The organism is Pseudomonas sp. S3_B08 (genome assembly GCF_054667725.1).
Genome location: NZ_CP162750.1, coordinates 4,467,172 through 4,489,044 on the forward strand (window position 1 = coordinate 4,467,172; position 21,873 = coordinate 4,489,044).

At 60.0% G+C, this 21,873-nt stretch carries 20 protein-coding genes; 3 read left to right on the plus strand and 17 right to left on the minus strand.

Features of this window, described 5'->3' with window-relative positions; all coding sequences use genetic code 11:
* Positions 1-81 precede the first annotated feature (81 nt).
* The 8 genes from AB4N73_RS20280 to AB4N73_RS20315 form a co-directional block, all read right to left on the minus strand.
* Positions 82-972 (minus strand): ABC transporter permease subunit, encoded by an 891-nt coding sequence (locus AB4N73_RS20280; RefSeq protein ID WP_056786237.1) that lies wholly within the window; start codon positions 970-972, stop codon positions 82-84.
* Positions 969-1,850 carry an ABC transporter permease subunit gene (locus tag AB4N73_RS20285; RefSeq protein WP_460143599.1) on the minus strand — a complete coding sequence of 294 codons (882 nt, stop codon included), beginning with the start codon at positions 1,848-1,850 and terminating at the stop codon, positions 969-971. Before AB4N73_RS20285 ends, AB4N73_RS20280 begins: the two co-directional genes overlap by 4 nt.
* Positions 1,851-1,885: 35 nt before the next feature.
* Entirely contained in the window at positions 1,886-3,028 is a 1,143-nt protein-coding gene (locus AB4N73_RS20290) for an ABC transporter ATP-binding protein (RefSeq protein WP_016772662.1), read from the minus strand.
* 63 nt (positions 3,029-3,091) lie between these two features.
* Positions 3,092-4,189 (minus strand): polyamine ABC transporter substrate-binding protein, encoded by a 1,098-nt coding sequence (locus AB4N73_RS20295; protein ID WP_460142474.1) that lies wholly within the window; start codon positions 4,187-4,189, stop codon positions 3,092-3,094.
* A gap of 186 nt (positions 4,190-4,375) precedes the next feature.
* Positions 4,376-5,488 (minus strand): polyamine ABC transporter substrate-binding protein, encoded by a 1,113-nt coding sequence (locus AB4N73_RS20300; protein ID WP_039757472.1) that lies wholly within the window; start codon positions 5,486-5,488, stop codon positions 4,376-4,378.
* 171 nt (positions 5,489-5,659) lie between these two features.
* Positions 5,660-7,024, minus strand: coding sequence for an aspartate aminotransferase family protein (locus AB4N73_RS20305; RefSeq protein WP_095181295.1), 1,365 nt, complete (start codon positions 7,022-7,024; stop codon positions 5,660-5,662).
* 56 nt (positions 7,025-7,080) lie between these two features.
* The gene (locus AB4N73_RS20310) at positions 7,081-8,439 is read right to left on the minus strand and encodes a glutamine synthetase family protein (protein WP_016772658.1); all 1,359 of its coding nucleotides are present in this window, start codon (positions 8,437-8,439) and stop codon (positions 7,081-7,083) included.
* Between the two features lie 93 nt (positions 8,440-8,532).
* Positions 8,533-8,889, minus strand: a complete 357-nt coding sequence (locus tag AB4N73_RS20315; RefSeq protein WP_150742952.1) for a glutamine amidotransferase — start codon at positions 8,887-8,889, stop codon at positions 8,533-8,535.
* A 278-nt stretch (positions 8,890-9,167) separates the two neighbouring features.
* Here AB4N73_RS20315 and AB4N73_RS20320 point away from each other — a divergent pair, with 278 nt between their 5' ends.
* Both AB4N73_RS20320 and AB4N73_RS20325 read left to right on the plus strand, forming a co-directional pair.
* Positions 9,168-10,544, plus strand: coding sequence for a glutamine synthetase family protein (locus tag AB4N73_RS20320; protein ID WP_016772657.1), 1,377 nt, complete (start codon positions 9,168-9,170; stop codon positions 10,542-10,544).
* A gap of 285 nt (positions 10,545-10,829) precedes the next feature.
* Positions 10,830-11,462 (plus strand): TetR/AcrR family transcriptional regulator, encoded by a 633-nt coding sequence (locus AB4N73_RS20325; RefSeq protein WP_041476873.1) that lies wholly within the window; start codon positions 10,830-10,832, stop codon positions 11,460-11,462.
* A 161-nt stretch (positions 11,463-11,623) separates the two neighbouring features.
* Here the strand turns inward: AB4N73_RS20325 and AB4N73_RS20330 are convergent, their stop codons facing one another.
* The 8 genes from AB4N73_RS20330 to AB4N73_RS20365 form a co-directional block, all read right to left on the minus strand.
* The gene (locus AB4N73_RS20330) at positions 11,624-11,839 is read right to left on the minus strand and encodes a TOBE domain-containing protein (protein WP_003229256.1); all 216 of its coding nucleotides are present in this window, start codon (positions 11,837-11,839) and stop codon (positions 11,624-11,626) included.
* A 29-nt stretch (positions 11,840-11,868) separates the two neighbouring features.
* A complete protein-coding gene (gene ssuB / locus AB4N73_RS20335) occupies positions 11,869-12,675 on the minus strand; it encodes an aliphatic sulfonates ABC transporter ATP-binding protein (protein ID WP_460142475.1) in 807 nt (268 codons plus the stop codon).
* Complete coding sequence (gene ssuC / locus AB4N73_RS20340; protein WP_315434589.1) at positions 12,672-13,454, minus strand: aliphatic sulfonate ABC transporter permease SsuC; 783 nt, start codon at positions 13,452-13,454, stop codon at positions 12,672-12,674. Before ssuC ends, ssuB begins: the two co-directional genes overlap by 4 nt.
* Positions 13,455-13,463: 9 nt before the next feature.
* Positions 13,464-14,612 (minus strand): FMNH2-dependent alkanesulfonate monooxygenase, encoded by a 1,149-nt coding sequence (gene ssuD / locus AB4N73_RS20345; RefSeq protein ID WP_460142476.1) that lies wholly within the window; start codon positions 14,610-14,612, stop codon positions 13,464-13,466.
* A gap of 25 nt (positions 14,613-14,637) precedes the next feature.
* Positions 14,638-15,612 (minus strand): sulfonate ABC transporter substrate-binding protein, encoded by a 975-nt coding sequence (locus tag AB4N73_RS20350; protein WP_315434588.1) that lies wholly within the window; start codon positions 15,610-15,612, stop codon positions 14,638-14,640.
* An 89-nt stretch (positions 15,613-15,701) separates the two neighbouring features.
* Entirely contained in the window at positions 15,702-16,295 is a 594-nt protein-coding gene (ssuE, locus tag AB4N73_RS20355; RefSeq protein WP_016772651.1) for an NADPH-dependent FMN reductase, read from the minus strand.
* A gap of 315 nt (positions 16,296-16,610) precedes the next feature.
* Entirely contained in the window at positions 16,611-17,249 is a 639-nt protein-coding gene (locus tag AB4N73_RS20360) for a peroxiredoxin (RefSeq protein ID WP_041476878.1), read from the minus strand.
* 292 nt (positions 17,250-17,541) lie between these two features.
* Positions 17,542-18,900 carry an OprD family porin gene (locus AB4N73_RS20365; protein WP_095181290.1) on the minus strand — a complete coding sequence of 453 codons (1,359 nt, stop codon included), beginning with the start codon at positions 18,898-18,900 and terminating at the stop codon, positions 17,542-17,544.
* Between the two features lie 364 nt (positions 18,901-19,264).
* On the opposite strand from AB4N73_RS20365, the gene tauA reads away from it, so the two are divergent.
* Entirely contained in the window at positions 19,265-20,254 is a 990-nt protein-coding gene (gene tauA, locus AB4N73_RS20370) for a taurine ABC transporter substrate-binding protein (RefSeq protein ID WP_305383151.1), read from the plus strand.
* A 133-nt stretch (positions 20,255-20,387) separates the two neighbouring features.
* Here tauA and argA read toward each other — a convergent pair whose 3' ends face one another.
* Complete coding sequence (gene argA, locus AB4N73_RS20375) at positions 20,388-21,689, minus strand: amino-acid N-acetyltransferase (protein WP_016772647.1); 1,302 nt, start codon at positions 21,687-21,689, stop codon at positions 20,388-20,390.
* Positions 21,690-21,873: the final 184 nt, after the last annotated feature.

A 21,873-nucleotide genomic window follows, 5' to 3' on the forward strand; every position in this document is an offset into this window, starting at 1 on the left:
TGACACTCTGTCTTCGCGAGCAGGCTCGCTCCCACATTTACAACCAGGTTGGCCGCAGGGTTGAGGCCAACCTGATATTGCTTAGGCCGCTTCCGGCGCTGGCGCGCGGCGTGCGTCCGGTTGTTTCCACGAATCGGCGGCGCTTTCTTCGATGGCTTGCTGGATGGCTTTCTTGCGTGCTTCTTCGGCGCGGCGGCTGAAGAACCAGACGAGGAAGGTCACCAGCGACACCGCCAGCAGAATCAGACTGGCCACGGCGTTGATTTCCGGCTTCACGCCCAGGCGCACGGCCGAGAACACCTCCATCGGCAGGGTCGTCGAACCCGGGCCGGACACGAAGCTCGCCAGCACCAGGTCATCCAGCGACAGCGCGAACGACATCATGCCGCCCGCCGCCAGCGACGGCGCGATCATCGGGATGGTGATCAGGAAGAACACCTTCCACGGCCGCGCGCCCAAGTCCATCGCCGCCTCTTCGATCGACAGGTCCAGCTCACGCAAGCGCGCTGACACCACCACCGCCACATACGCGGCGCAGAACGTGGTGTGGGCGATCCAGATGGTGACGATGCCGCGCTCCTGCGGCCAGCCGATCATTTGGGCCATGGCCACGAACAGCAGCAACAGCGACAGACCGGTGATCACTTCCGGCATCACCAACGGCGCAGTCACCAGGCCACCGAACAGCGTACGGCCCTTGAAGCGGGTGATACGGGTCAGCACGAACGCTGCCAGGGTACCCAGTGCCACCGCCGCCACGGCGGTGTAACAGGCGATTTCCAGCGAGCGCAGCACCGAGCCCATCAGTTGCGAGTTGTCGAGCAGGCCGACGTACCACTTGATCGACCAGCCGCCCCACACCGTCACCAGTTTCGAGGCGTTGAACGAGTAGATCACCAGGATCAGCATCGGCAGATAGATGAAGATCAGACCCAGTACCAGCATCAGGCTGGAGAAACGGAAGCGCTTCATTCTTTACCCTCCATTTCCTTGGCCTGACTGCGGTTGAACAGAATGATCGGCACAATCAGGATCGCCAGCATCACCACCGCCAGGGCGGACGCCACCGGCCAGTCGCGGTTGTTGAAGAATTCTTGCCACAGCACCTTACCGATCATCAGGGTTTCCGGGCCGCCGAGCAGTTCCGGGATCACGAACTCGCCGACCACCGGAATGAACACCAGCATGCAGCCGGCAATGATGCCGTTCTTGGACAGCGGAATGGTGATTTTCCAGAAGCTGTTGAAGGTGCTCGAACCCAGATCCGACGCGGCTTCCAGCAGACTCTGATCATGCTTCACCAAGTTGGCGTACAGCGGCAGGATCATGAACGGCAGGTACGAATAGACAATCCCGATGTACACCGCCAGGTTGGTGTTGAGGATCTGCAGCGGCTCGTCGACCAGGCCCATGCTCATCAGGAAGCCGTTGAGCAGGCCGTTGTTGCTGAGGATGCCCATCCACGCGTACACGCGGATCAGGATCGCCGTCCAGGTCGGCATCATGATCAGCAGCACCAGCACCGTTTGCAGCTCCTTGCGCGCGCTGGCGATGGCGTAGGCCATCGGGTAACCGATCAGCAGGCAGAGCACGGTGCTGATAAAGGCCATTTTCAGCGAGCCGAGATAGGCGGCGATGTACAGTTCGTCGTCGCCAAGCAACGCGTAGTTGCCCAGGTTCAGCAGCAGTTGCAGCTTCTGCTCGGCGTAGGTGTAGATCTCCGTGTACGGCGGGATCGCCACGTCGGCTTCGGCGAAGCTGATCTTCAGAACGATGAAGAACGGCAGCATGAAGAACAGGAACAGCCAGATGAACGGCACCCCGATGACCAGCTGCCGGCCATTGGGGATGATTCGGTTTATACGGCGTTTGAATTTGCGCATGTTCATGAGCGAAGTACCACGCCGCTATCGTCTTCCCACCACACGTAGACCTGATCGCCCCAGGTCGGACGCGCGCCGCGACGTTCGGCGTTGGCGACGAACGACTGCACCAGTTTGCCGCTCGGCAATTCGACGTAGAACACCGAGTGCCCGCCCAGATAAGCGATGTCGTGGACCTTGCCGCTCGACCAGTTGTACTCGCAGGTCGGCATGTCGGCGGTGACCAGCAGTTTTTCCGGGCGAATCGCGTAGGTGACCGACTTGTCCTGCACCGAGGTACTGATGCCGTGGCCGACGTAGATCTGCCGGTCGAGGTCCTTGCAGGTGATGGTCGCGTGGCCTTCGGCGTCGTCGATCACTTCGCCTTCGAAGATGTTGACGTTGCCGATGAATTCGCAGACCAGACGGCTGGTCGGGGTTTCGTAGATGTCAATCGGGCTACCAATCTGCGCAATCCAGCCCAGGTGCATGATGGCGATGCGCTCGGCCATGGTCATGGCCTCTTCCTGGTCGTGGGTCACCATCACGCAGGTCACGCCGACGCGCTCGATGATTTCCACCAGTTCCAGCTGCATCTGCGAACGCAGCTTTTTGTCCAGTGCGCCCATCGGTTCGTCGAGCAGCAACAGCTTCGGCCGCTTGGCCAGCGAACGGGCCAGGGCCACGCGTTGACGCTGGCCGCCGGACAGTTGATGCGGCTTGCGCTTGGCGTACTGGCTCATCTGCACCAGCTTGAGCATCTCGGCCACGCGGGCGTCGATCTCGGCCTTGGGGATCTTGTCCTGCTGCAAGCCGAAGGCAATGTTCTGCGCCACGGTCATGTGCGGGAACAAAGCGTAGGACTGGAACATCATGTTGATCGGACGGTCGTACGGCGGCATGTCGGTGATGTCGACGCCGTCGAGGAAAATCCGCCCTTCCGTGGGCCGTTCGAAGCCTGCCAGCATCCGTAGCAAGGTGGATTTGCCCGATCCCGAACCGCCGAGCAGAGCAAAAATTTCGCCCTTCTTGATTTCCAGGGACACGTCGTCCACGGCAATCGTCTCGTCGAACTTCTTCGTGACCCGGTCGATTTTGACCAGCACCTGTTTTGGTGTCTGGTCGCCCTCGAGGGCTTTCTTGTAGGCGCCGGAGGCAACTGCCATTTACGAAACTCCCAACAGAAGCAGCAGTTCGCCCCGCAAGACGAACCCTGGATAGTTTGTGCGTTATTTGCCCGACTTGACCTTGGTCCAGCTACGGGTCATCAAACGCTGAATATTGGCTGGCAACTCGGTCGACACGTAGGTCTTGTCGAGGACTGCTTGCGGTGGGTAAACCGCTTCATCGGTGCGAATGGATTGTTCCATCAGCTTGTCCGAACCCGGATTGGGGTTGGCGTAACCGACGTAATCACTGACCTGGGCGATCACCTCAGGTTTCAGCAAATAATTGATGAAGGCGTGGGCCTCTTTGACGTTGGACGAATCCTTGGGGATCGCCAGCATGTCGAACCACAGCGCGCCGCCCTCTTTCGGAATCGAATAGGCGATGTTGACGCCCTTCTTGGCTTCCTCGGCACGGTTCTTCGCCTGGAAGATATCGCCGGAGAAACCGATGGCCACGCAGATGTCGCCGTTGGCCAGATCGCCGATGTACTTCGACGAATGGAAATAGGTCACGTAGGGACGCACCGCGAGCAGCTTGGCGGTGGCCTTTTCGTAGTCCTTGGTGTTGGTGCTGTTGGCGTTCAGGCCCAGGTAATTGAGCATGGTCGGCATCATTTCGTCAGCCGAATCGAGGAACGCGACACCGCAGCTGTGCAGCTTCTTGATGTTTTCCGGCTCGAACAGCACGGCCCAGGAATCGATCTTGTCGACGCCCAGCACAGCTTTGACCTTGTCGACGTTGTAGCCGATGCCGTTGGTGCCCCACAGATACGGTACGGCGTAGAGGTTGCCGGGATCGTTGTGCTCCAGGCGCTTGAGCAGCACCGGGTCGAGGTTGGAATAATTGGGCAGCTGCGCCTTGTCGAGCTTCTGGAACGCGCCCGCCTTGATCTGCTTGCCAAGAAAGTGGTTCGACGGCACGACCACGTCATAACCGGTGCGCCCGGCGAGCAGCTTGCCTTCCAGGGTTTCGTTGGAGTCGAAAACGTCGTAGACCGGTTTGATCCCGGTCTCTTTCTCGAAGTCGGCCAGAGTCGATTCGCCGATGTAATCGGACCAGTTATAAATATGCACCGTACCGGCAGCCTGGGCTCCGACAGCGATTGTCAGGCCGGCAGCGGCCAGCAGGGCTTTGCGCAAAGAAGAAAATACAGGCAAGTGGAGGTCCTCTAAATTGATTGGGCCCAAGTTGCCCCGCGCTGCATGACAGCCATGGCTGCCCGACAACAAAACCGGCGCGCAACTTACCCTCGAAAAACCGATCCAGCAAAACTTTCTGTCATTTAATTATCCGCTGGCCGCCATCGCGACGACGACGGCCAGTGGTTGTGGCGACAAACCGGCTTATTTGCCCGATTTGATCTTGGTCCAGCTGCGGGTGATCAGACGCAGTGTGGCGGCGTCCAGATCGCTGATCGCATAGAGCTGCTTCTTCACTTCAGCCGAAGGATAGATGCTCGGGTCGCTGGTGATGTCCTTGTCCACCAGAGGCGTTGCCGCCTTGTTGCCGTTCGGGAAACGCACGGCGTTGGTGATGCCGGCCATCACTTGCGGCTCCAGCAGGTAGTTCATGAACTTGTAGGCGGCTTCGACGTTTTCGGCATCCTTGGGAATGGCGACCATGTCGTAGAAAGTACCGGCGCCTTCTTTCGGAATGGTGTAGGCCAGCTTGACCTTGTCACCGGCTTCCTGGGCGCGGGTCTTGGATTGCTCCAGGTCACCCGAGTAACCGACGGCGACGCAGATGTTGCCGTTGGCCAGGTCGGAGATGTACTTGGAAGAGTGGAAGTAGGCGACCGAAGGACGGATCTTCAGGAACAGGTCTTCGGCGGCCTTCAGATCAGCCTTGTCCTTGCTGTTGGTCGGCTTGCCCAGATAGTGCAATGCCGCCGGAATCATTTCGGTCGGGGCATCGAGGAAGCTCACGCCGCAGCTTTTGAGTTTCTCGATGTTTTCCGGCTTGAACACCACGTCCCACGAATCGATCTTGTCGATACCCAGCGCAGCCTTGACCTTGGCCGGGTTGTAGCCGATGCCGATCGAGCCCCACATGTACGGGAAGGCGTGTTTGTTGCCCTGGTCGCTGGCGTCGCCAACGGCCTTGAGCAGGTCTTCGTCGAGGTTTTTCCAGTTCGGCAGCTTGGACTTGTCCAGCTCCTGGTAAACCCCGGCCTTGATCTGCTTGGCGAGGAAGTTGTTGGAAGGCACCACGATGTCGTAACCGGACTTGCCGGCGAGCAGCTTGGCTTCCAGGGTTTCGTTACTGTCGAAGACGTCGTAGACGACTTTGATCCCGGTGGCTTTTTCGAAGTTGGCCACGGTGTCCGGCGCGATGTAGTCGGACCAGTTGTAGACGTGCAGCACCTTGTCGTCCGCGTGCACCGCACCCGCCATCATGCCCGCCATGGACAGCGCGAGCAGAGTCTTGCCAGCTAGCTTTTTACCTAATGCCTTCATGCGTCATGCTCCAAATTTTTCTTTTTTGAACCACTTTGTTCAGCGGCCGAACCCGGACAACTGGAACCGCGGCTAGTCTGGCAAGATCCGAGGCGGTCTTTCAACAAAAGACCAGCCTTTCTGACAGCTTTGAGCGAGTGCGCCGCAGCTCCCCCGCCCAAAGCCTAGCACCTAGGCCTGCAGCGCATTGAGGGTCAGGTCCAGACACTTGCGTGCTTTTGTAACCAGCTCATCGATCTCGGCTTTGCTGATCACCAGCGGCGGCGCGATGATCATGGTGTCGCCGACTGCGCGCATGATCAGGCCGTTGTCGAAGCAGAACTGCCGGCAGATCATGCCCACGCCCTTGCCTTCGTAACGCTTGCGCGTAGCCTTGTCTTGCACCAGCTCGATCGCCCCCAGCAGACCGACGCCGCGAACTTCACCCACCAACGGGTGATCGTTCAGCTCGCGCAGACGTTTCTGCAAATACGGTGCCGTTTCGTTGTGGGCGTTCTCGATAATTTTTTCGTCGCGCAGGATGCGGATGTTTTCCAGGCCCACCGCGGCTGCCACCGGGTGCCCGGAGTAAGTGAAGCCGTGGTTGAAATCGCCGCCTTCGTTGAGCACGGCCACCACCGAATCACGCACGATCAATCCGCCCATCGGGATGTAGCCGGAGGTCAGGCCCTTGGCGATGGTCATCATGTCAGGCGCAAGGTCGTAGAAATCGCTACCGAACCACTCACCGGTACGGCCGAAACCGCAGATCACTTCATCGGCGACGAAGAGGATGTCGTACTTGGCGAGGATTTCCTTGATGCGCGGCCAGTAAGTGTCGGGCGGAATGATCACGCCGCCGGCACCCTGAATAGGCTCGGCAATAAAGGCACCGACGTTGTCGACGCCGACTTCGAGAATCTTTTCTTCGAGCTGATTGGCCGCCCAGATGCCGAACTCTTCCGGCGACATGTCACCGCCTTCGGCAAACCAGTACGGCTGGGCGATGTGGACGATGCCCGGAATCGGCAGGTCGCCCTGCTCGTGCATATAGGTCATGCCGCCGAGGCTCGCGCCGGCCACGGTCGAACCGTGATAACCGTTCTTGCGGCTGATGATGACTTTCTTGTTCGGCTGGCCTTTGATCGCCCAGTAGTGACGGACCATGCGCAACATGGTGTCGTTGCCTTCAGAGCCGGAGCCGGTGAAGAACACGTGGTTCATGCCTTCTGGCGCCACGTCGGCAATCGCCTTGGCCAGTTCCAGTGCCGGCGGGTGTGCGGTCTGGAAGAACAGGTTGTAGTACGGCAGTTCGCGCATCTGTTTGGCGGCGGCATCGGCCAGTTCATCGCGACCGTAACCGATCGCCACGCACCAGAGGCCGGCCATGCCGTCGAGGATCTTGTTGCCTTCGCTGTCCCACAGATAAACGCCCTTGGCGTTGGTGATGATCCGCGGGCCTTTCTCTTTCAGTTGCTTGAAGTCGCTGAACGGGGCCAGGTGGTGATCGCTGCTCAGCGCTTGCCACTCGCGGGTTTGCGGGTTGTTGCTGGTCATGCCAATTCTCCTTGTTATCGGTGAAGGCGCGACGGCTGGCCGCCGCGCCCGGCGTATCAGACGGCGAAGAGCAGGTACTCACGCTCCCAGGAACTGATCACGCGCTTGAAGTTTTCATGCTCGGCGCGCTTGACCGCGACGTAGCCGGTGATGAAGGTCTTGCCGAGGTATTTCTCGATGGTCGCGCTGTTTTCCATACGCTCCAGCGCGTCTTCGATGGTCAGCGGCAGGCGCAGGTTGCGGCGCTCGTAACCACGGCCGACCACTGGCGCGCTCGGGTTCAGGCCCTCGACCATGCCGATGTAACCGCAGAGCAGGCTCGCGGCGATCGCCAGGTACGGGTTGGCGTCGGCGCCCGGCAGGCGGTTTTCCACGCGCCGGTTCTGCGGGCCGGCATCCGGTACGCGCAGGCCGACGGTACGGTTCTCTTCGCCCCACTCGACGTTTACCGGTGCCGAAGTGTCCGGGAGGAAGCGGCGGAACGAGTTGACGTTCGGTGCGAAAAGCGGCAGCAGCTCGGGGATCAGCTTCTGCAAGCCACCGATGTGGTGCAGGAACAACTGGCTCATGGTCCCGTCTTCGTTGGAGAAGACGTTCTTGCCGGTTTGAATGTCGATGATGCTCTGGTGCAGGTGCATCGCGCTGCCCGGCTCGCCGGTCATCGGCTTGGCCATGAAGGTCGCCGCCACGTCGTGCTTGAGCGCGGCTTCGCGCATGGTGCGCTTGAACACCAGAATCTGATCGGCCAGCGACAGGGCATCACCGTGACGGAAGTTGATTTCCATCTGCGCGGTGCCGTCTTCGTGGATCAGCGTGTCGAGGTCCAGCTCCTGCAATTCGCACCAGTCGTAGACGTCTTCGAACAGCGGGTCGAATTCGTTGGCCGCTTCAATGGAGAACGACTGCCGGCCGATTTCCGGACGGCCCGAGCGGCCGATCGGCGGCTGCAACGGATAGTCGGGGTCGTCGCTGCGCTTGGTCAGGTAGAACTCCATTTCCGGCGCCACGATCGGCTGCCAGCCCTTGTCGGCATACAGCTTCAAGACTTTCTTGAGGACGTTGCGCGGCGACAGCTCGATCGGGTTGCCTTGCTTGTCGTAGGTGTCGTGGATCACCTGCGCGGTCGGCTCGATAGCCCACGGCACCAGGTACACGGCGTTCTGGTCGGGGCGGCAGATCATGTCGATGTCGGCCGGGTCGAGCAGTTCGTAATAGATGTCGTCTTCGACGTAGTCGCCGGTCACGGTCTGCAGCAGCACGCTCTCCGGCAGACGCATGCCTTTCTCGGCGATGAACTTGTTGGTCGGCGAAATCTTGCCCCGGGTAATACCGGTCAAGTCGCCGATCATGCATTCGACTTCTGTGATCTTGCGGTCTTTCAACCAATCGGTGAGCTGGTCGAGGTTGTTACTCATAAATGCCTCTGGGCTGAGTCTCCTGACGCGATGTCAGGCAATTTTGACGCTTGCGGCGTCGCGTTAAAGGGGGCTTGCTCGCGCAGTGCCGGCTTACGCCTGGCACCGCGCATAGACAATGAAAGAGGAGCTTACCTGCCCTTGACGCTGGCGTTGCATTTCCCGTGCACTTTGCAAACGTGCAGAATCAAAAGCACGGCGCCAAGTGCGGCACGGGCTTTGAGCGGGAAAGAGTTCTATAGTGGAAGGAGACGCCATAAAGCGGATGCTGTGCCCGACGTCCAGAATATCGGACGCTGCCGTTTTGCCGGATGTTGACGAGAGTCTCGTCAACAGGCTGCGCGCCTTGCTGGCTGCGCTACGGACGGATTGATCGCCACTGATGTGATGAGCATGCAGACCGGACTGTTGCGAGCAGTCGGTGATGCCGATTAACGGCAGGCGAGACATGAAGCACCCCGGTATTATTGCTGTTATGGGTTTGACCGGAGCTTAGCCTTGTTCATTTTTTTACACAACACCCCCGTAAAAAATACAACACGGCCTGCTCAAGCCCGCAGCTGAGCAACGTTCAAGGTTTGAAAAAACGCCCCAAAGTGCCCCATAAATGCCCTTCAAGCGCTTTTTCGGGGCAAAAAAGGCCTCGCTTGACTTCGGCAGGCCGTTCGGGTTGACTGAAACCAGAAAAGATCAATGATTGATATTTTTAACAACAAAGGTGTTGCATCATGTCGGTACCCCCGCGTGCCGTTCAGCTTAACGAAGCGAACGCGTTCCTTAAGGAACATCCTGAGGTTCTGTACGTTGACCTTCTGATTGCGGATATGAATGGTGTGGTGCGCGGCAAGCGCATCGAACGCACCAGCCTCCACAAGGTTTACGAGAAAGGCATCAACCTGCCGGCCTCTCTATTTGCTCTGGATATCAATGGCTCCACGGTGGAAAGCACCGGGCTGGGCCTGGACATCGGCGACGCCGATCGTATCTGCTATCCGATCCCCGATACCCTGTGCAACGAGCCATGGCAGAAGCGCCCGACCGCGCAGCTGTTGATGACCATGCACGAACTCGAAGGCGATCCGTTCTTCGCCGATCCCCGTGAAGTGCTGCGCCAGGTGGTGACCAAGTTCGACGAGCTCGGCCTGACCATCTGCGCCGCCTTCGAACTCGAGTTTTACCTGATCGACCAGGAAAACGTGAACGGCCGTCCGCAGCCGCCACGCTCGCCGATCTCCGGCAAACGCCCGCACTCGACTCAGGTCTACCTGATCGACGACCTCGACGAATACGTCGACTGCCTCCAGGACATTCTGGAAGGTGCCAAAGAGCAAGGCATCCCGGCCGACGCGATCGTCAAGGAAAGTGCCCCGGCGCAGTTCGAAGTGAACCTGCACCATGTCGCCGACCCGATCAAGGCCTGCGACTACGCGGTCCTGCTCAAGCGTCTGATCAAGAACATCGCCTACGACCATGAAATGGACACCACCTTCATGGCCAAGCCGTATCCGGGCCAGGCGGGCAATGGTCTGCACGTACATATTTCGATTCTGGACAAAGCCGGCAAAAACATTTTTGCCAGCGAGGATCCCGAGCAGAACGCCGCGCTGCGTCACGCGATCGGCGGTGTGCTCGAGACCCTGCCGGCGCAGATGGCTTTTCTCTGCCCGAACGTCAACTCCTACCGTCGCTTCGGCGCGCAGTTCTACGTACCGAACTCGCCGTGCTGGGGCCTGGACAACCGCACCGTGGCGATTCGCGTACCAACCGGTTCTGCCGATGCCGTACGTATCGAGCACCGCGTGGCCGGCGCCGACGCCAACCCGTACCTGCTGATGGCTTCGGTACTGGCCGGCGTGCACCACGGCCTGGTCAACAAGATCGAACCGGGCGCGCCTGTCGAAGGCAACAGCTACGAGCAGAACGAACAGAGCCTGCCGAACAACTTGCGCGATGCCCTGCGCGAGCTGGACGACAGCGAGGTGATGGCCAAGTACATCGATCCGAAGTACATCGATATCTTCGTTGCCTGCAAGGAAAGCGAGCTGGAGGAGTTCGAACACTCCATCTCCGACCTTGAGTACAACTGGTATCTGCATACCGTTTAAGCGGTTGTAGCTTCAGGAAAAACGCCGTTGGCTGATTCAGCCAGCGGCGTTTTTTTATGGCCTAACACAAAACCTGTGGCGAGGGGATTTATCCCCGTTGGGTTGCGAAGCAGCCCCAAATCCATCCCACTCGGTGTGTCAGGAATACCCGGCTCTCAGGGTTTACGACTGCTGCGCAGCCGAACGGGGCGGTGCGACGTTTCGCTAAATCCCCTCGCCACAGGGTACTGGCAGACAACGCACAAGCCGCCTCGTACAATGCCCGCTGCCCCGCAGGAGACTTCCATGACGCGTCCCGCCACCGTCCGCAAACCCCGTGCCCGCAGTCAGGCGCGGATCGATTCGATCCTCGATGCCGCGCGCACGTTGCTGGCGGCGGAGGGCGTGGCCAGTCTGTCGATTTACAGCGTGGCCGAGCGCGCGCAGATTCCGCCCTCCTCCGTGTATCACTTTTTCGCCAGCGTCCCGGCGCTGCTCGAAGCGCTGACCGCCGATGTCCACGCAGCATTCCGCGCTTGCCTGCAAGCACCGATCGATCATGATGCCTTGCGCGACTGGCGAGATCTGTCGCGACTGGTCGAACAGCGCATGCTGGAGATCTACGACGAAGACGCAGCCGCGCGGCAATTGATTCTGGCGCAACATGGCCTGACCGAAGTCACCCAGGCCGACCGCCAGCACGATCTGGAACTGGGCGACCTGATGCACAAGCTGTTCGACCAGCATTTCGAGTTGCCGAGGCTGCCGGACGATGTCGATGTGTTTGCCCTGGCGATGGAACTTGGCGACCGGGTTTATGCCCGTTCGGTGCAGCAGCACGGGCAGATCACCCCGCGCATGGCCGAGGAAGGGATGCGCGTGTTTGATGCCTATATCGGGTTGTACCTTCCGCCGTATCTACCCAAAAGAAATCTCTAGCGCATGCACCGGCCCTTTCGCGAGCAGGCTCGCTCCCACATTTGAAATGCGTTCCCCTGTGGGAGCGAGCCTGCTCGCGAAAGCCGCGCCGCCGAATCCGCGACAGGCACAAAAAACCCCGCAGGGCTCACACCCTCCGGGGTTGTTTTTTGCTCACCGGCTCACAACTTGGCGATGGACACCTCGGTGGACTTCACAAAGGCGATCACCTCACTGCCGACCACCAGCTCCAGCTCTTTCACAGAACGGGTGGTGATCACCGAAGTGACGATGCCCGAAGCGGTCTGCACGTCGATTTCCGACAGCACGTCGCCGAGGACGATTTCCTTGATCGAGCCTTTGAACTGGTTGCGCACGTTGATGGCTTTGATAGTCATGGCATTGATTCCTGTCGTTGATAAAGGTGTTATTGCGCCCAGCGCAATTGCGTAGGCAGGGGTGAAACGGGTTCCGGCGCCGGCGGTTCGCCGGGCTGGGACAGAACACGGTTGAGCACTTCGGCTTCCAGTGCGGCGAGGCGATGCGAGCCACGCACCCCGGGGCGCGGCAGTTCGACGTGCAGGTCGAGACCGACTTCGCCGTCCTCGATCAGGATCACCCGATCGGCGATCGCCACCGCTTCACTGACGTCATGGGTCACCAGCAGCACGGTAAAACCGTGTTGCTGCCACAGCCGTTCGATCAGTTGCTGCATCTCGATGCGGGTCAGTGCATCCAGTGCGCCGAGCGGTTCGTCGAGCAGCAGCAGACGCGGCTGGTGAATCAGCGCCCCGGCCAGCGCGACGCGCTGCTTCTGGCCACCGGACAACGCCGCCGGCCATTCATTGGCGCGATCGGCCAGGCCCACTGCTTCCAGTGCGTCCAGCGCTTGCTGGCGCCAGTTGCCCTTGAGGCCGAGACCGACGTTGTCGATGATCCTTTTCCACGGCAGCAGCCGCGCTTCCTGGAACATCAACCGCGTGTCGTCACGCGCCTGGCTGAGCGGCGCGGAGCCGGCAAGCAAGTCGCCGCCAGTCGGTTGATCGAGGCCGGCGAGCAGGCGCAAGAACGTGCTCTTGCCACAACCGCTGCGCCCGACCACGGCGACAAACTGCCCCGCCGGAATGTGCAGATCGATGTCACGCAACACTTGGCGTGAGCCGAAGGTCTTCTGCAGGTTGCGCACCGCCAGCGGAATCCCGCGCAACAGGCGTGGAGGTTGTTGAGCAGTCATGCCGCACCTCCCTTGGCAACCTGATAGGCCGGGTGCCAGCGCAGCCACACACGCTCAAGTCCACGGGCGGCGAGGTCAGCAAGTTTGCCGAGCACCGCGTAAAGCAGGATCGCCAGCACTACCACATCGGTCTGCAAGAACTCGCGGGCGTTCATCGCCAGATAGCCGATACCGGAGCTGGCCGAGATCGTTTCAGCGACGATCAGCGTCAGCCACATAAAGCCCAGGGCGAAGCGCACGCCAACCAGAATCGACGGCAACGCACCCGGCAGAATCACCTGCCAGAACAGGCTGAAACCGCTCAGACCATAACTGCGCGCCATCTCCACCAGCGCCGGGTCGACGTTGCGGATGCCGTGGTAAGTGTTGAGGTAGATCGGGAACAAGGTGCCGAGCGCCACGAGGAAAATCTTCGCTGACTCGTCGATACCAAACCACAGGATCACCAGCGGAATCAGCGCCAGGTGCGGCACGTTGCGGATCATCTGCACCGAGCTGTCGAGCAGGCGCTCGCCCCACTTCGACAGGCCGGTGATGAAACCCAGCACCAGGCCGATGCTGCCGCCGATGGTGAAACCGAGTGCTGCGCGCCAGCCACTGATCGCCAGGTGTGTCCAGATCTCGCCGCTGCGCACCAGACTGACGCCGGCTTCGAGCACCGCCACCGGTGCCGGCAGAATCCGCGTCGACAACCAACCGGCCGACACCGACAACTGCCACACCGCCAGCAGCAACACCGGCAACGCCCAGGGCGCGAGGTTGTGGATAAATTTGTTCATGGCCGCGCCTCAGCTCTGCGACGCGGCTTTGGGCAGGATGTCGTTGGCGACCATCTCGCCGAACGGGCTGACATAACCGGCGCTCTTCGGCAGTTCCGGGCGTTCAACGTCAAGATGCGGGAACAGCAGCTCGGCCACCCGATACGATTCTTCGAGGTGTGGATAACCGGAGAAGATGAAGGTGTCGATGCCCAGATCCGCATATTCCTTGACCCGCGCTGCCACGGTCGGGCCATCGCCGACCAGCGCCGTACCGGCACCGCCGCGCACCAGACCGACACCGGCCCAGAGGTTCGGGCTGACTTCAAGGTTGTCGCGGCTGCCGCCGTGCAGCGCGGCCATGCGTTGCTGGCCGACCGAATCGAAGCGCGCCAGCGAGGCCTGCGCACGTTGGATGGTGTCGTCGTCCAGATGCGAGATCAGCCGGTCCGCTGCCTGCCAGGCTTCGGCGTTGGTTTCACGGACGATCACATGCAGACGAATACCGAAGCGCACGGTGCGGCCGAGCCCGGCGGCTTTGGCGCGCACTTGTGCGATCTTCTCGGCCACCGCGGCCGGCGGCTCGCCCCAGGTCAGAACCATCTCGACCTGCTCGGCCGCCAGATCCTGCGCCGCTTCCGAAGAGCCACCGAAATACAGCGGCGGACGCGGTTGCTGGATCGGCGGATACAGCAGCTTCGCGCCCTTCACGCTTATGTGCTCGCCGTCGTAATCGACAGTTTCGCCTTCCAGCACACGGCGCCAGATGCGGGTGAATTCCACCGAGGCCTGATAGCGTTCCTCATGGTTGAGGAACAGACCATCGCCAGCCAGTTCCTCCGGATCGCCACCGGTGACCAGATTGAACAGCGCACGCCCGCCGGACAAACGATCCAGCGTCGCTGCCTGGCGCGCCGCGACCGTCGGGGAAATGATCCCGGGGCGCAGGGCGACCAGAAACTTCAGGCGCTGGGTCACCGGAATCAGCGAGGCCGCCACCAGCCACGAGTCTTCGCAGGAACGCCCGGTCGGAATCAGCACCCCGCCAAAACCCAGACGATCCGCCGCTTGCGCGACTTGCTGCAAATAACCGTGATCAACCGCGCGGGCGCCCTCGGCGGTGCCAAGGTAATGGCCGTCGCCGTGGGTCGGCAGGAACCAGAAGATATTGAGGCTCATGGAGTGGTCTCCTTGTGGATTCGAATTACTGGGCTTGGGAGCTTTGGGCCACAGCGGCCGGCGGGGTCCAGATCACATCCTTGATGCTCAACGGCTTGGGAATCAGCTTGAGCTGGAAGAACGTGTCGGCGATTTTCTGTTGCGCAGCGACCACTTCCGGGGTCAGGAACAGCGCGCCGTAGCCCTGGCGTTTCACCGAGGTCAGGGTGATGTCCGCCGGCAGGCCCAGCAGCGGCGCGACCTGTTGCGTCACGTCTTCGGGATTGGCTTTCGACCATTCACCAACCGCGCGCACCTCTTCGACGAGGGTCTTGATCACCTCGGGATTTTTCTTCGCGTAAGGTTTTGTGGCCAGATAGAACTGGTGGTTGTCGACGATGCCTTTGCCGTCACGCAGGGTGTGCGCTTGCAGTTGTTTCTCGGCAGCGGCCTGATACGGATCCCAGATGACCCAGGCGTCGACACTGCCACGTTCGAACGCAGCGCGGGCATCGGCCGGCGGCAGGAACACGGTCTGAATATCGCTGTACTTGAGGCCGGCGTCTTCCAGCGCGCGCACCAGCAGGTAGTGCACGTTGGAGCCTTTGTTCAGGGCGACTTTCTTGCCCTTGAGATCGGCCACCGATTTGATCGGCGAGTCTTTCGGCACGAGGATCGCTTCGCTGTTCGGCGCTGGCGGTTCATAGGCGACGTAGAGCAGATCGGCGCCAGCGGCCTGGGCGAATACCGGTGGGGTTTCGCCGGTCACGCCGAAATCGATCGAGCCAACGTTGAGGCCTTCGAGCAGCTGCGGGCCGCCGGGGAATTCCGTCCATTGCACGTCGACGCCTTGCGCCGCCAGACGTTTTTCCAGCGTGCCTTTGGCTTTGAGCAGCACCAGCGTGCCGTACTTCTGATAACCGATCCGCAATGTCTCGGCTTGAGCTTGGGTGATGGCGCCGAAGGTGACAGCCGCAGCAAACAGAGCGACCAGACCACGACGCAAAAATACAGTGCGCATAGCGCTCTCCTTTTTGCTGTTGGGTTGTGGCTGCACCTGCTTGCCCGTTGGCGGGCGAGTAAGGCCAGTACTTCAAATTTCGATGAGGCTTAAATGCTCCAGCGAGCACTCAACAAACGTTCGTTCAGCAGGCCTGGCTCCAGCGGTTTCGGCCGGCGCGCCATGGCGCCGATGAACTGATCCAGGGCCTCGTGTAACCGTTGCTCCAGGGCAGGCGCCAGTTGCGCGGCGGCACTGCCTTCGCCATAAGCGATCTGGCTGTCCTCGGCGAAAATACCCTGAAGCATTTCCTGCGCTTTGAGTGCCGACAGCACGGGCTTGAGGGCGTAATCGACCACTAGCATGTGGGCGATGCTGCCGCCGGTAGCCATCGGCAAGACAACCTTGTGATTCAAGGCACGCTCCGGCAGCAGATCCAGCAGGGTCTTCAGCGCACCGGAAAACGAGGCCTTGTAAACCGGCGTGGCGATCAGCAGGCCATCGGCGTTTGCGATCTGTTGCAGCAGGTCGAGGACCTTCGGACTGTCGAAGCGCGCGTGGAGCAGATCCTCGGCCGGGAAGTCCCGCACCTGATAACTCACCACTTCCACCCCTTGCTGTTGCAACCAGCGTTGCGAACGCTCCAGCAGCACCCCGGAACGGGAGCGCAGGCTGGGGCTGCCACCGAGTGAGACGACCAGCATTGCAGATTCCTTTAAGCGTTACAGGCGATTCGCAGGCTGCGATCTCGCTTCAATGGCAGTGACCTTACCAGCTGATTTATATATCCATAAATCATATTTATTCATTTGGTTATGCATTTAAGAGATATATCGCGGAGCAGAATCCAGGCGAAAAAAAAGGCCGTCGAAACGGCCGAAATTCCCCTGCGTTGTGATTCTGGATTCTCAAGTGCCTGGACTGACGCCTTCGCGAGCAGGCTCGCTCCCACAGGGGAATGCATTGCAAATGTGGGAGCGAGCCTGCTCGCGAAAGCGGCGGTGACTGCACCACAAATCTTATTTGTTCGGCTGCGGCGTCAGGCGCAGGTAGGGCTTCACCGCGCGATAGCCTTTAGGGAAGCGCTGCTTGATCTCGTCTTCGTCCTTGAGCGACGGCACGATCACCACCTCTTCACCGTCCTGCCAGTTAGCCGGTGTGGCGACTTTGTAGTTGTCGGTGAGTTGCAGCGAGTCGATCACCCGCAGGATCTCGTGAAAGTTGCGCCCGGTGCTCGCCGGGTAGGTGATGGTCAGACGGATCTTCTTGTTCGGGTCGATGACGAACAGTGAACGCACGGTCAGCGTGTCATTGGCGTTCGGGTGGATCAGGTCGTAGAGATCGGAGACCTTGCGATCGGCATCGGCCAGGATCGGGAAGTTGACGATAGTGTTCTGGGTTTCGTTGATGTCCTCGATCCACTTGTGGTGCGAGTCCACCGGGTCAACCGACAGCGCGATGGCCTTGACGCCGCGTCGGCTGAATTCATCCTTGAGCTTGGCGGTGAAACCCAGCTCGGTGGTGCACACCGGAGTGAAGTCCGCCGGATGGGAAAACAGCACGCCCCAGCTATCGCCCAGCCATTCGTGAAAACGAATCTTGCCGGCGCTGGAGTCCTGTTCGAAATCGGGGGCGATGTCGCCGAGTCTGAGGCTCATGGTGCTGCTCCTGATGAGGGATGGGAGACAACAACTGTAGCTCGGGATCGATCAGCGCGAAAAAGAATAAATAACTAGATATCTAGATCATTAATGAATATTAAACATCTGTTCATTGGACACCGACCCGCATCGCGACGAACATCCAACGCAAGGTTCGAGAAGGCCTTGAGTTGCAGCAAAGAGGGAAATCGAGAAGGGCTTACGGGGGTGAGCCTGACTCGAAACGCAAAAGCCCCGTCCGGCGCGATGCCGGACGGGGCTTTTTTTTGCTTCAGTTGCTCGAGTGCTATTACAGCAGCGGGATCGAGTAGCTGAGGATCAGGCGGTTTTCGTCCTGGTCGCGTTGACCAGCGATGTCGGTGCGCCACGAAGCGTTTTTCCACATGAAGCCGACGTTCTTCAACGGGCCTTCCGGAACCACGTACGCCACGGTCAGATCGCGTTCCCACTCGGAAGCGCCATTGGAGGTTTGCACACGACTCGCGTAGGTATCGACATTGTCGCCACGCAGGTAAACCATGCCTGCGGTCAGGCCAGGCACGCCAACCTTGGCGAAGTCATAGGAGTAACGTGCTTGCCAGGTGCGCTCGCCGGCACGGTTGAACTTCTGGATCTGCATGTCGGTGATGGTGTAGTTCGACGAACCGTCGCCCTGGTTCAGCCAAGGGAAGTCGCTGCTGCCGTTGCTCACCTGATAGCCGCCACCAAAGGTGTGACCGGCAACGGTGTACAGGAACAGGCCGCTGTACAGATTGTTGTCGACCTTGCCTTTGCCGTTACCCAGCGAACTGTTGCCGTAGGCACCGTTGCTGAAATAGGCAGATTCATCGCCATTACGGCCGTCGTCGGAGCTATTGAAGTAACGGAAGTCGGACTTCAACACACCTGGACCGATCGACCAGTTATGCACCAGACCCAGGAAATGCTGCTTGTAGAAGTTTTCCAGATTGCCGTAGTAGTACTGGGCAGTCAGGTCCTTGGTGATTTTGTAATCACCACCGGCGTAGATGAACTTGTTGCTGTTCGCGGTGCGTGCGTTTGCACCACCGATCGACAGCTGTTCATTGTTGCTGGAGTTACGACCTTTCACGTGCTCGATCTGGCCACCGACCAGAGTCAGGTCCTTGATCTCGCCGGAAGTGATCTGGCCACCCTGCCAGGTTTGCGGCAGCAAACGACCGTCGTTGGTGACGATGACCGGGTTCTTCGGCTGCAGAGTACCCAGCTTCAGTTCGGTCTGGGAGATCTTCGCTTTGGCTGTCAGGCCCAGGCTGGAGAAGTTATCAACTGCCTGACCGTTGGATTCGCTTGGGAAAACAGTGCCGCCGTAAGCAGTGCCTGGGGTGCCGTTGGAGGCAACGTTACCGTTGGTGCCGCCGCCCGAATCCAGACGTACGCCCAACAGGCCGATGGCATCGATACCGAAGCCGACAGTGCCTTGGGTGTAACCGGAAATGAAACGCAGATCGAAGCCTTGGCCCCACTCTTCGTTGCGGCTTGGTTCGGCAGTGCCGTTACGGTTGTCAGTGTTGATGTAGAAGTTGCGCAGACCCAGAGTAGCCTTGCTGTCTTCGATGAAACCGGCGGCGCCTGCCTGCTGCGCCATAACCCCAACGGCCACAGCCAGGGCCAAGGTGGACTTGTTCATGTATCGCTCCTCTCGTTCTAATTCTTGTGTTCCTGGTTCGGGGTCGATTTGCCCTGAATCCTAAGATTCGCGATTAGCGCCAGACCGTGACTGCCAAGTCAATCGTAACCTTGTATGTCTACGACCATCGTCTAATCGCGAGTGATTTGGTCCCTGCAGCGTAAAGACTTCCTGATAATCCCAAAAAGAATTTATTCGTCCTTTTTCATGCCATTCAGGCATATGGCCCATTAATGGCCATCCGCGCCGGGAAACAGCGTATCGGCGCCTAAGCTCATTCCTAAATGGTATTTGCTGACCTTTTTTTAGATCGATTAGCTTTGCCGTACTCCCAACACGGCAAATCCCATCGAAAAGGCGACGCATCATGGCGAAACGCGCACTATCAAGTCAATTTGTTACAGTTTGTGTGTCGGCACTGTTTTCTTTTTCCACACATGCCGCCGGTCTGACGGTCGGTTACCAGACCGGGATCGATCCGAGCAAAGTGCCGCAGGCCGATGGTGTCTATGAAAAAACCATCGGCGAGAAGATCGACTGGCGTCGTTTCAACAGCGGCCCGGAAGTCGTCACTGCCATTGCTTCTGGCGACGTACAGATAGGCAACCTTGGCTCAAGTCCCCTGGCAGCAGCTGCTTCACGCAATCTGCCGATCGTGGCGTTCATCGTTTCGGCACAGATCAATGCCGCCGAAGCATTGGTGGTGCGCAACGGCAGCGGCATCGACAAACCGCAGGACCTGATCGGTAAAACCATCGCCACACCGTTCGTGTCCACCTCGCACTACAGTCTGCTTGGGGCGCTGAAGCACTGGGGCCTGAATACCTCGCAAGTCAAAGTGGTCAACCTGCAACCGGCGGAAATCGCCGCCGCGTGGAAGCGTGGCGACATTGACGGGGCCTTTGTCTGGTCGCCGGCGCTGGGCGAGATCCGCAAGACCGGCAAGACCCTGACCGACGCCGCCCAGGTCGGCCAGTGGGGTGCGCCGACCTTTGAGGTGTGGGTGGCGCGCAAGGACTTTGCCGAGAAGCATCCCGAGATCGTGGCCAAGTTTGCCAAGGTCACCCTGGAGTCGTTCGCTGATTACGCCGCACACAAAGACAGCTGGACGGCCGACTCGGTGCCTGTGCAGAAAATCGCCAAATTGACCGGTGCCAACGCAGCAGATGTGCCGGAACTGCTGGCCGGATCGGCGTTCCCGGATGCCAAGGCGCAGCAAAGCACGGCGCTGCTGGACGGCGGCACCGCCGAGGCCATTGCCGAAACGGCGAAATTCTTGAAGGAACAGGGCAAGGTCGAGACAGTGCTGGCGGATTATTCGCCGTACGTCAGCGCCAGGTTCATCTCTGACTGAATGCAGAAAGTGGCGAGGGGATTTATCCCCGTTGGACTGCACAGCAGTGCCCCAGCGATTCCAAGTGAAACCACAGGGGGCCGCTACGCGACCCAGCGGGGATAAATCCCCTCGCCACAGACCTCGCTGTTGTTCAGAGGGTCTTTTCGAAGATCTTCGAGTTGCGCTGATAGTTGTACAGCGACGCCCGTGCCGCTGGCAGGCGTTCGACGCTGCTAGGCTCGAAACCGCGCTCGCGGAACCAGTGCGCGGTGCGCGTGGTGAGTACGAACAGGGTTTTCAAACCCTGCGCCCGCGCGCGGGTTTCGATGCGTTCGAGCAACTCGTCGCCGCGTCCGCCGTGGCGGTATTCCGGATTCACCGCCAGGCACGCCAGTTCGCCGGCATCGGAATCGGCAATCTGATACAGCGCCGCACAGGCGATGATCATGCCTTCCCGTTCAACCACGCTGAACTGTTCGATTTCGCGCTCCAGTACTTCCCGCGAGCGGCGCACCAGAATGCCTTGCTCTTCCAGCGGACTGATCAGGTCGAGCAGGCCGCCGACGTCTTCAATCGCCGCCTCGCGCACTAGTTCGAATTGCTCCTGCGCCACCAGCGTACCGCCACCGTCGCGGGTGAACAGTTCGGTTAGCAATGCGCCGTCTTCGGCGTAACTGACGATATGGCTGCGCGCAACGCCGCCTCGACAGGCTTCGGCGGCGGCATCGAGCAATTCCGCTTGATAGTTGCTCATGCCCAGACGCTGCAAATGTGCCGGCACTTGTTGCGGGCGCAGTTCGCGCACCAGTTTGCCGTTTTCGTCGATCAGGCCGAGCTCGGCGCCAAACAACAGCAGCTTGTCCGCGCCCAGATCGATGGCGGCGCGGGTGGCGACGTCTTCGCAGGCAAGGTTGAAGATCTCGCCGGTCGGCGAATAGCCCAGCGGCGACAACAGCACGATCGAGCGCTCATCGAGCAGGCGATTGATGCCTTTGCGGTCAACCCGACGCACTTCACCGGTGTGGTGATAGTCGACACCTTCCAGCACACCGATCGGCCGCGCGGTGACGAGGTTGCCGCTGGCCACGCGCAGACGCGAGCCCTGCATCGGCGACGAGGCCATGTCCATCGACAGCCGCGCTTCGATGGCGATGCGCAACTGGCCGACCGCATCGATCACACACTCAAGCGTCGCGGCATCGGTAATGCGCATGCCGTGATGGTAATGCGGGGTCAGGCCACGGGCGGCGAGGCGGGTTTCGATCTGCGGGCGCGAGCCGTGCACCAGCACCAGACGCACGCCCAGACTGTGCAGCAAGACCAGGTCGTGGACGATATTGCCGAAATTCGGATGCTCGACGCCGTCGCCGGGAAGCATGACGACGAAGGTGCAATCGCGGTGGGCATTGATGTAAGGAGACGCGTGGCGAAGCCAATTGACGTATTCGGGCATGAACCTGGGCCTGTAATAAAGAGCAGCCGAAAAAAGGGGCGAAACGAAAAACGCACAGCGGGCTGATGGTTATCGTCGGAACAGGCTTGGCGACACGCGCGCTCTCCTCATGAATACGGGTTGTGGTGCAGGCAATTTACCGGGTTGATGCAAGACATTTAACCCTGTGGGAGCGAGCCTGCTC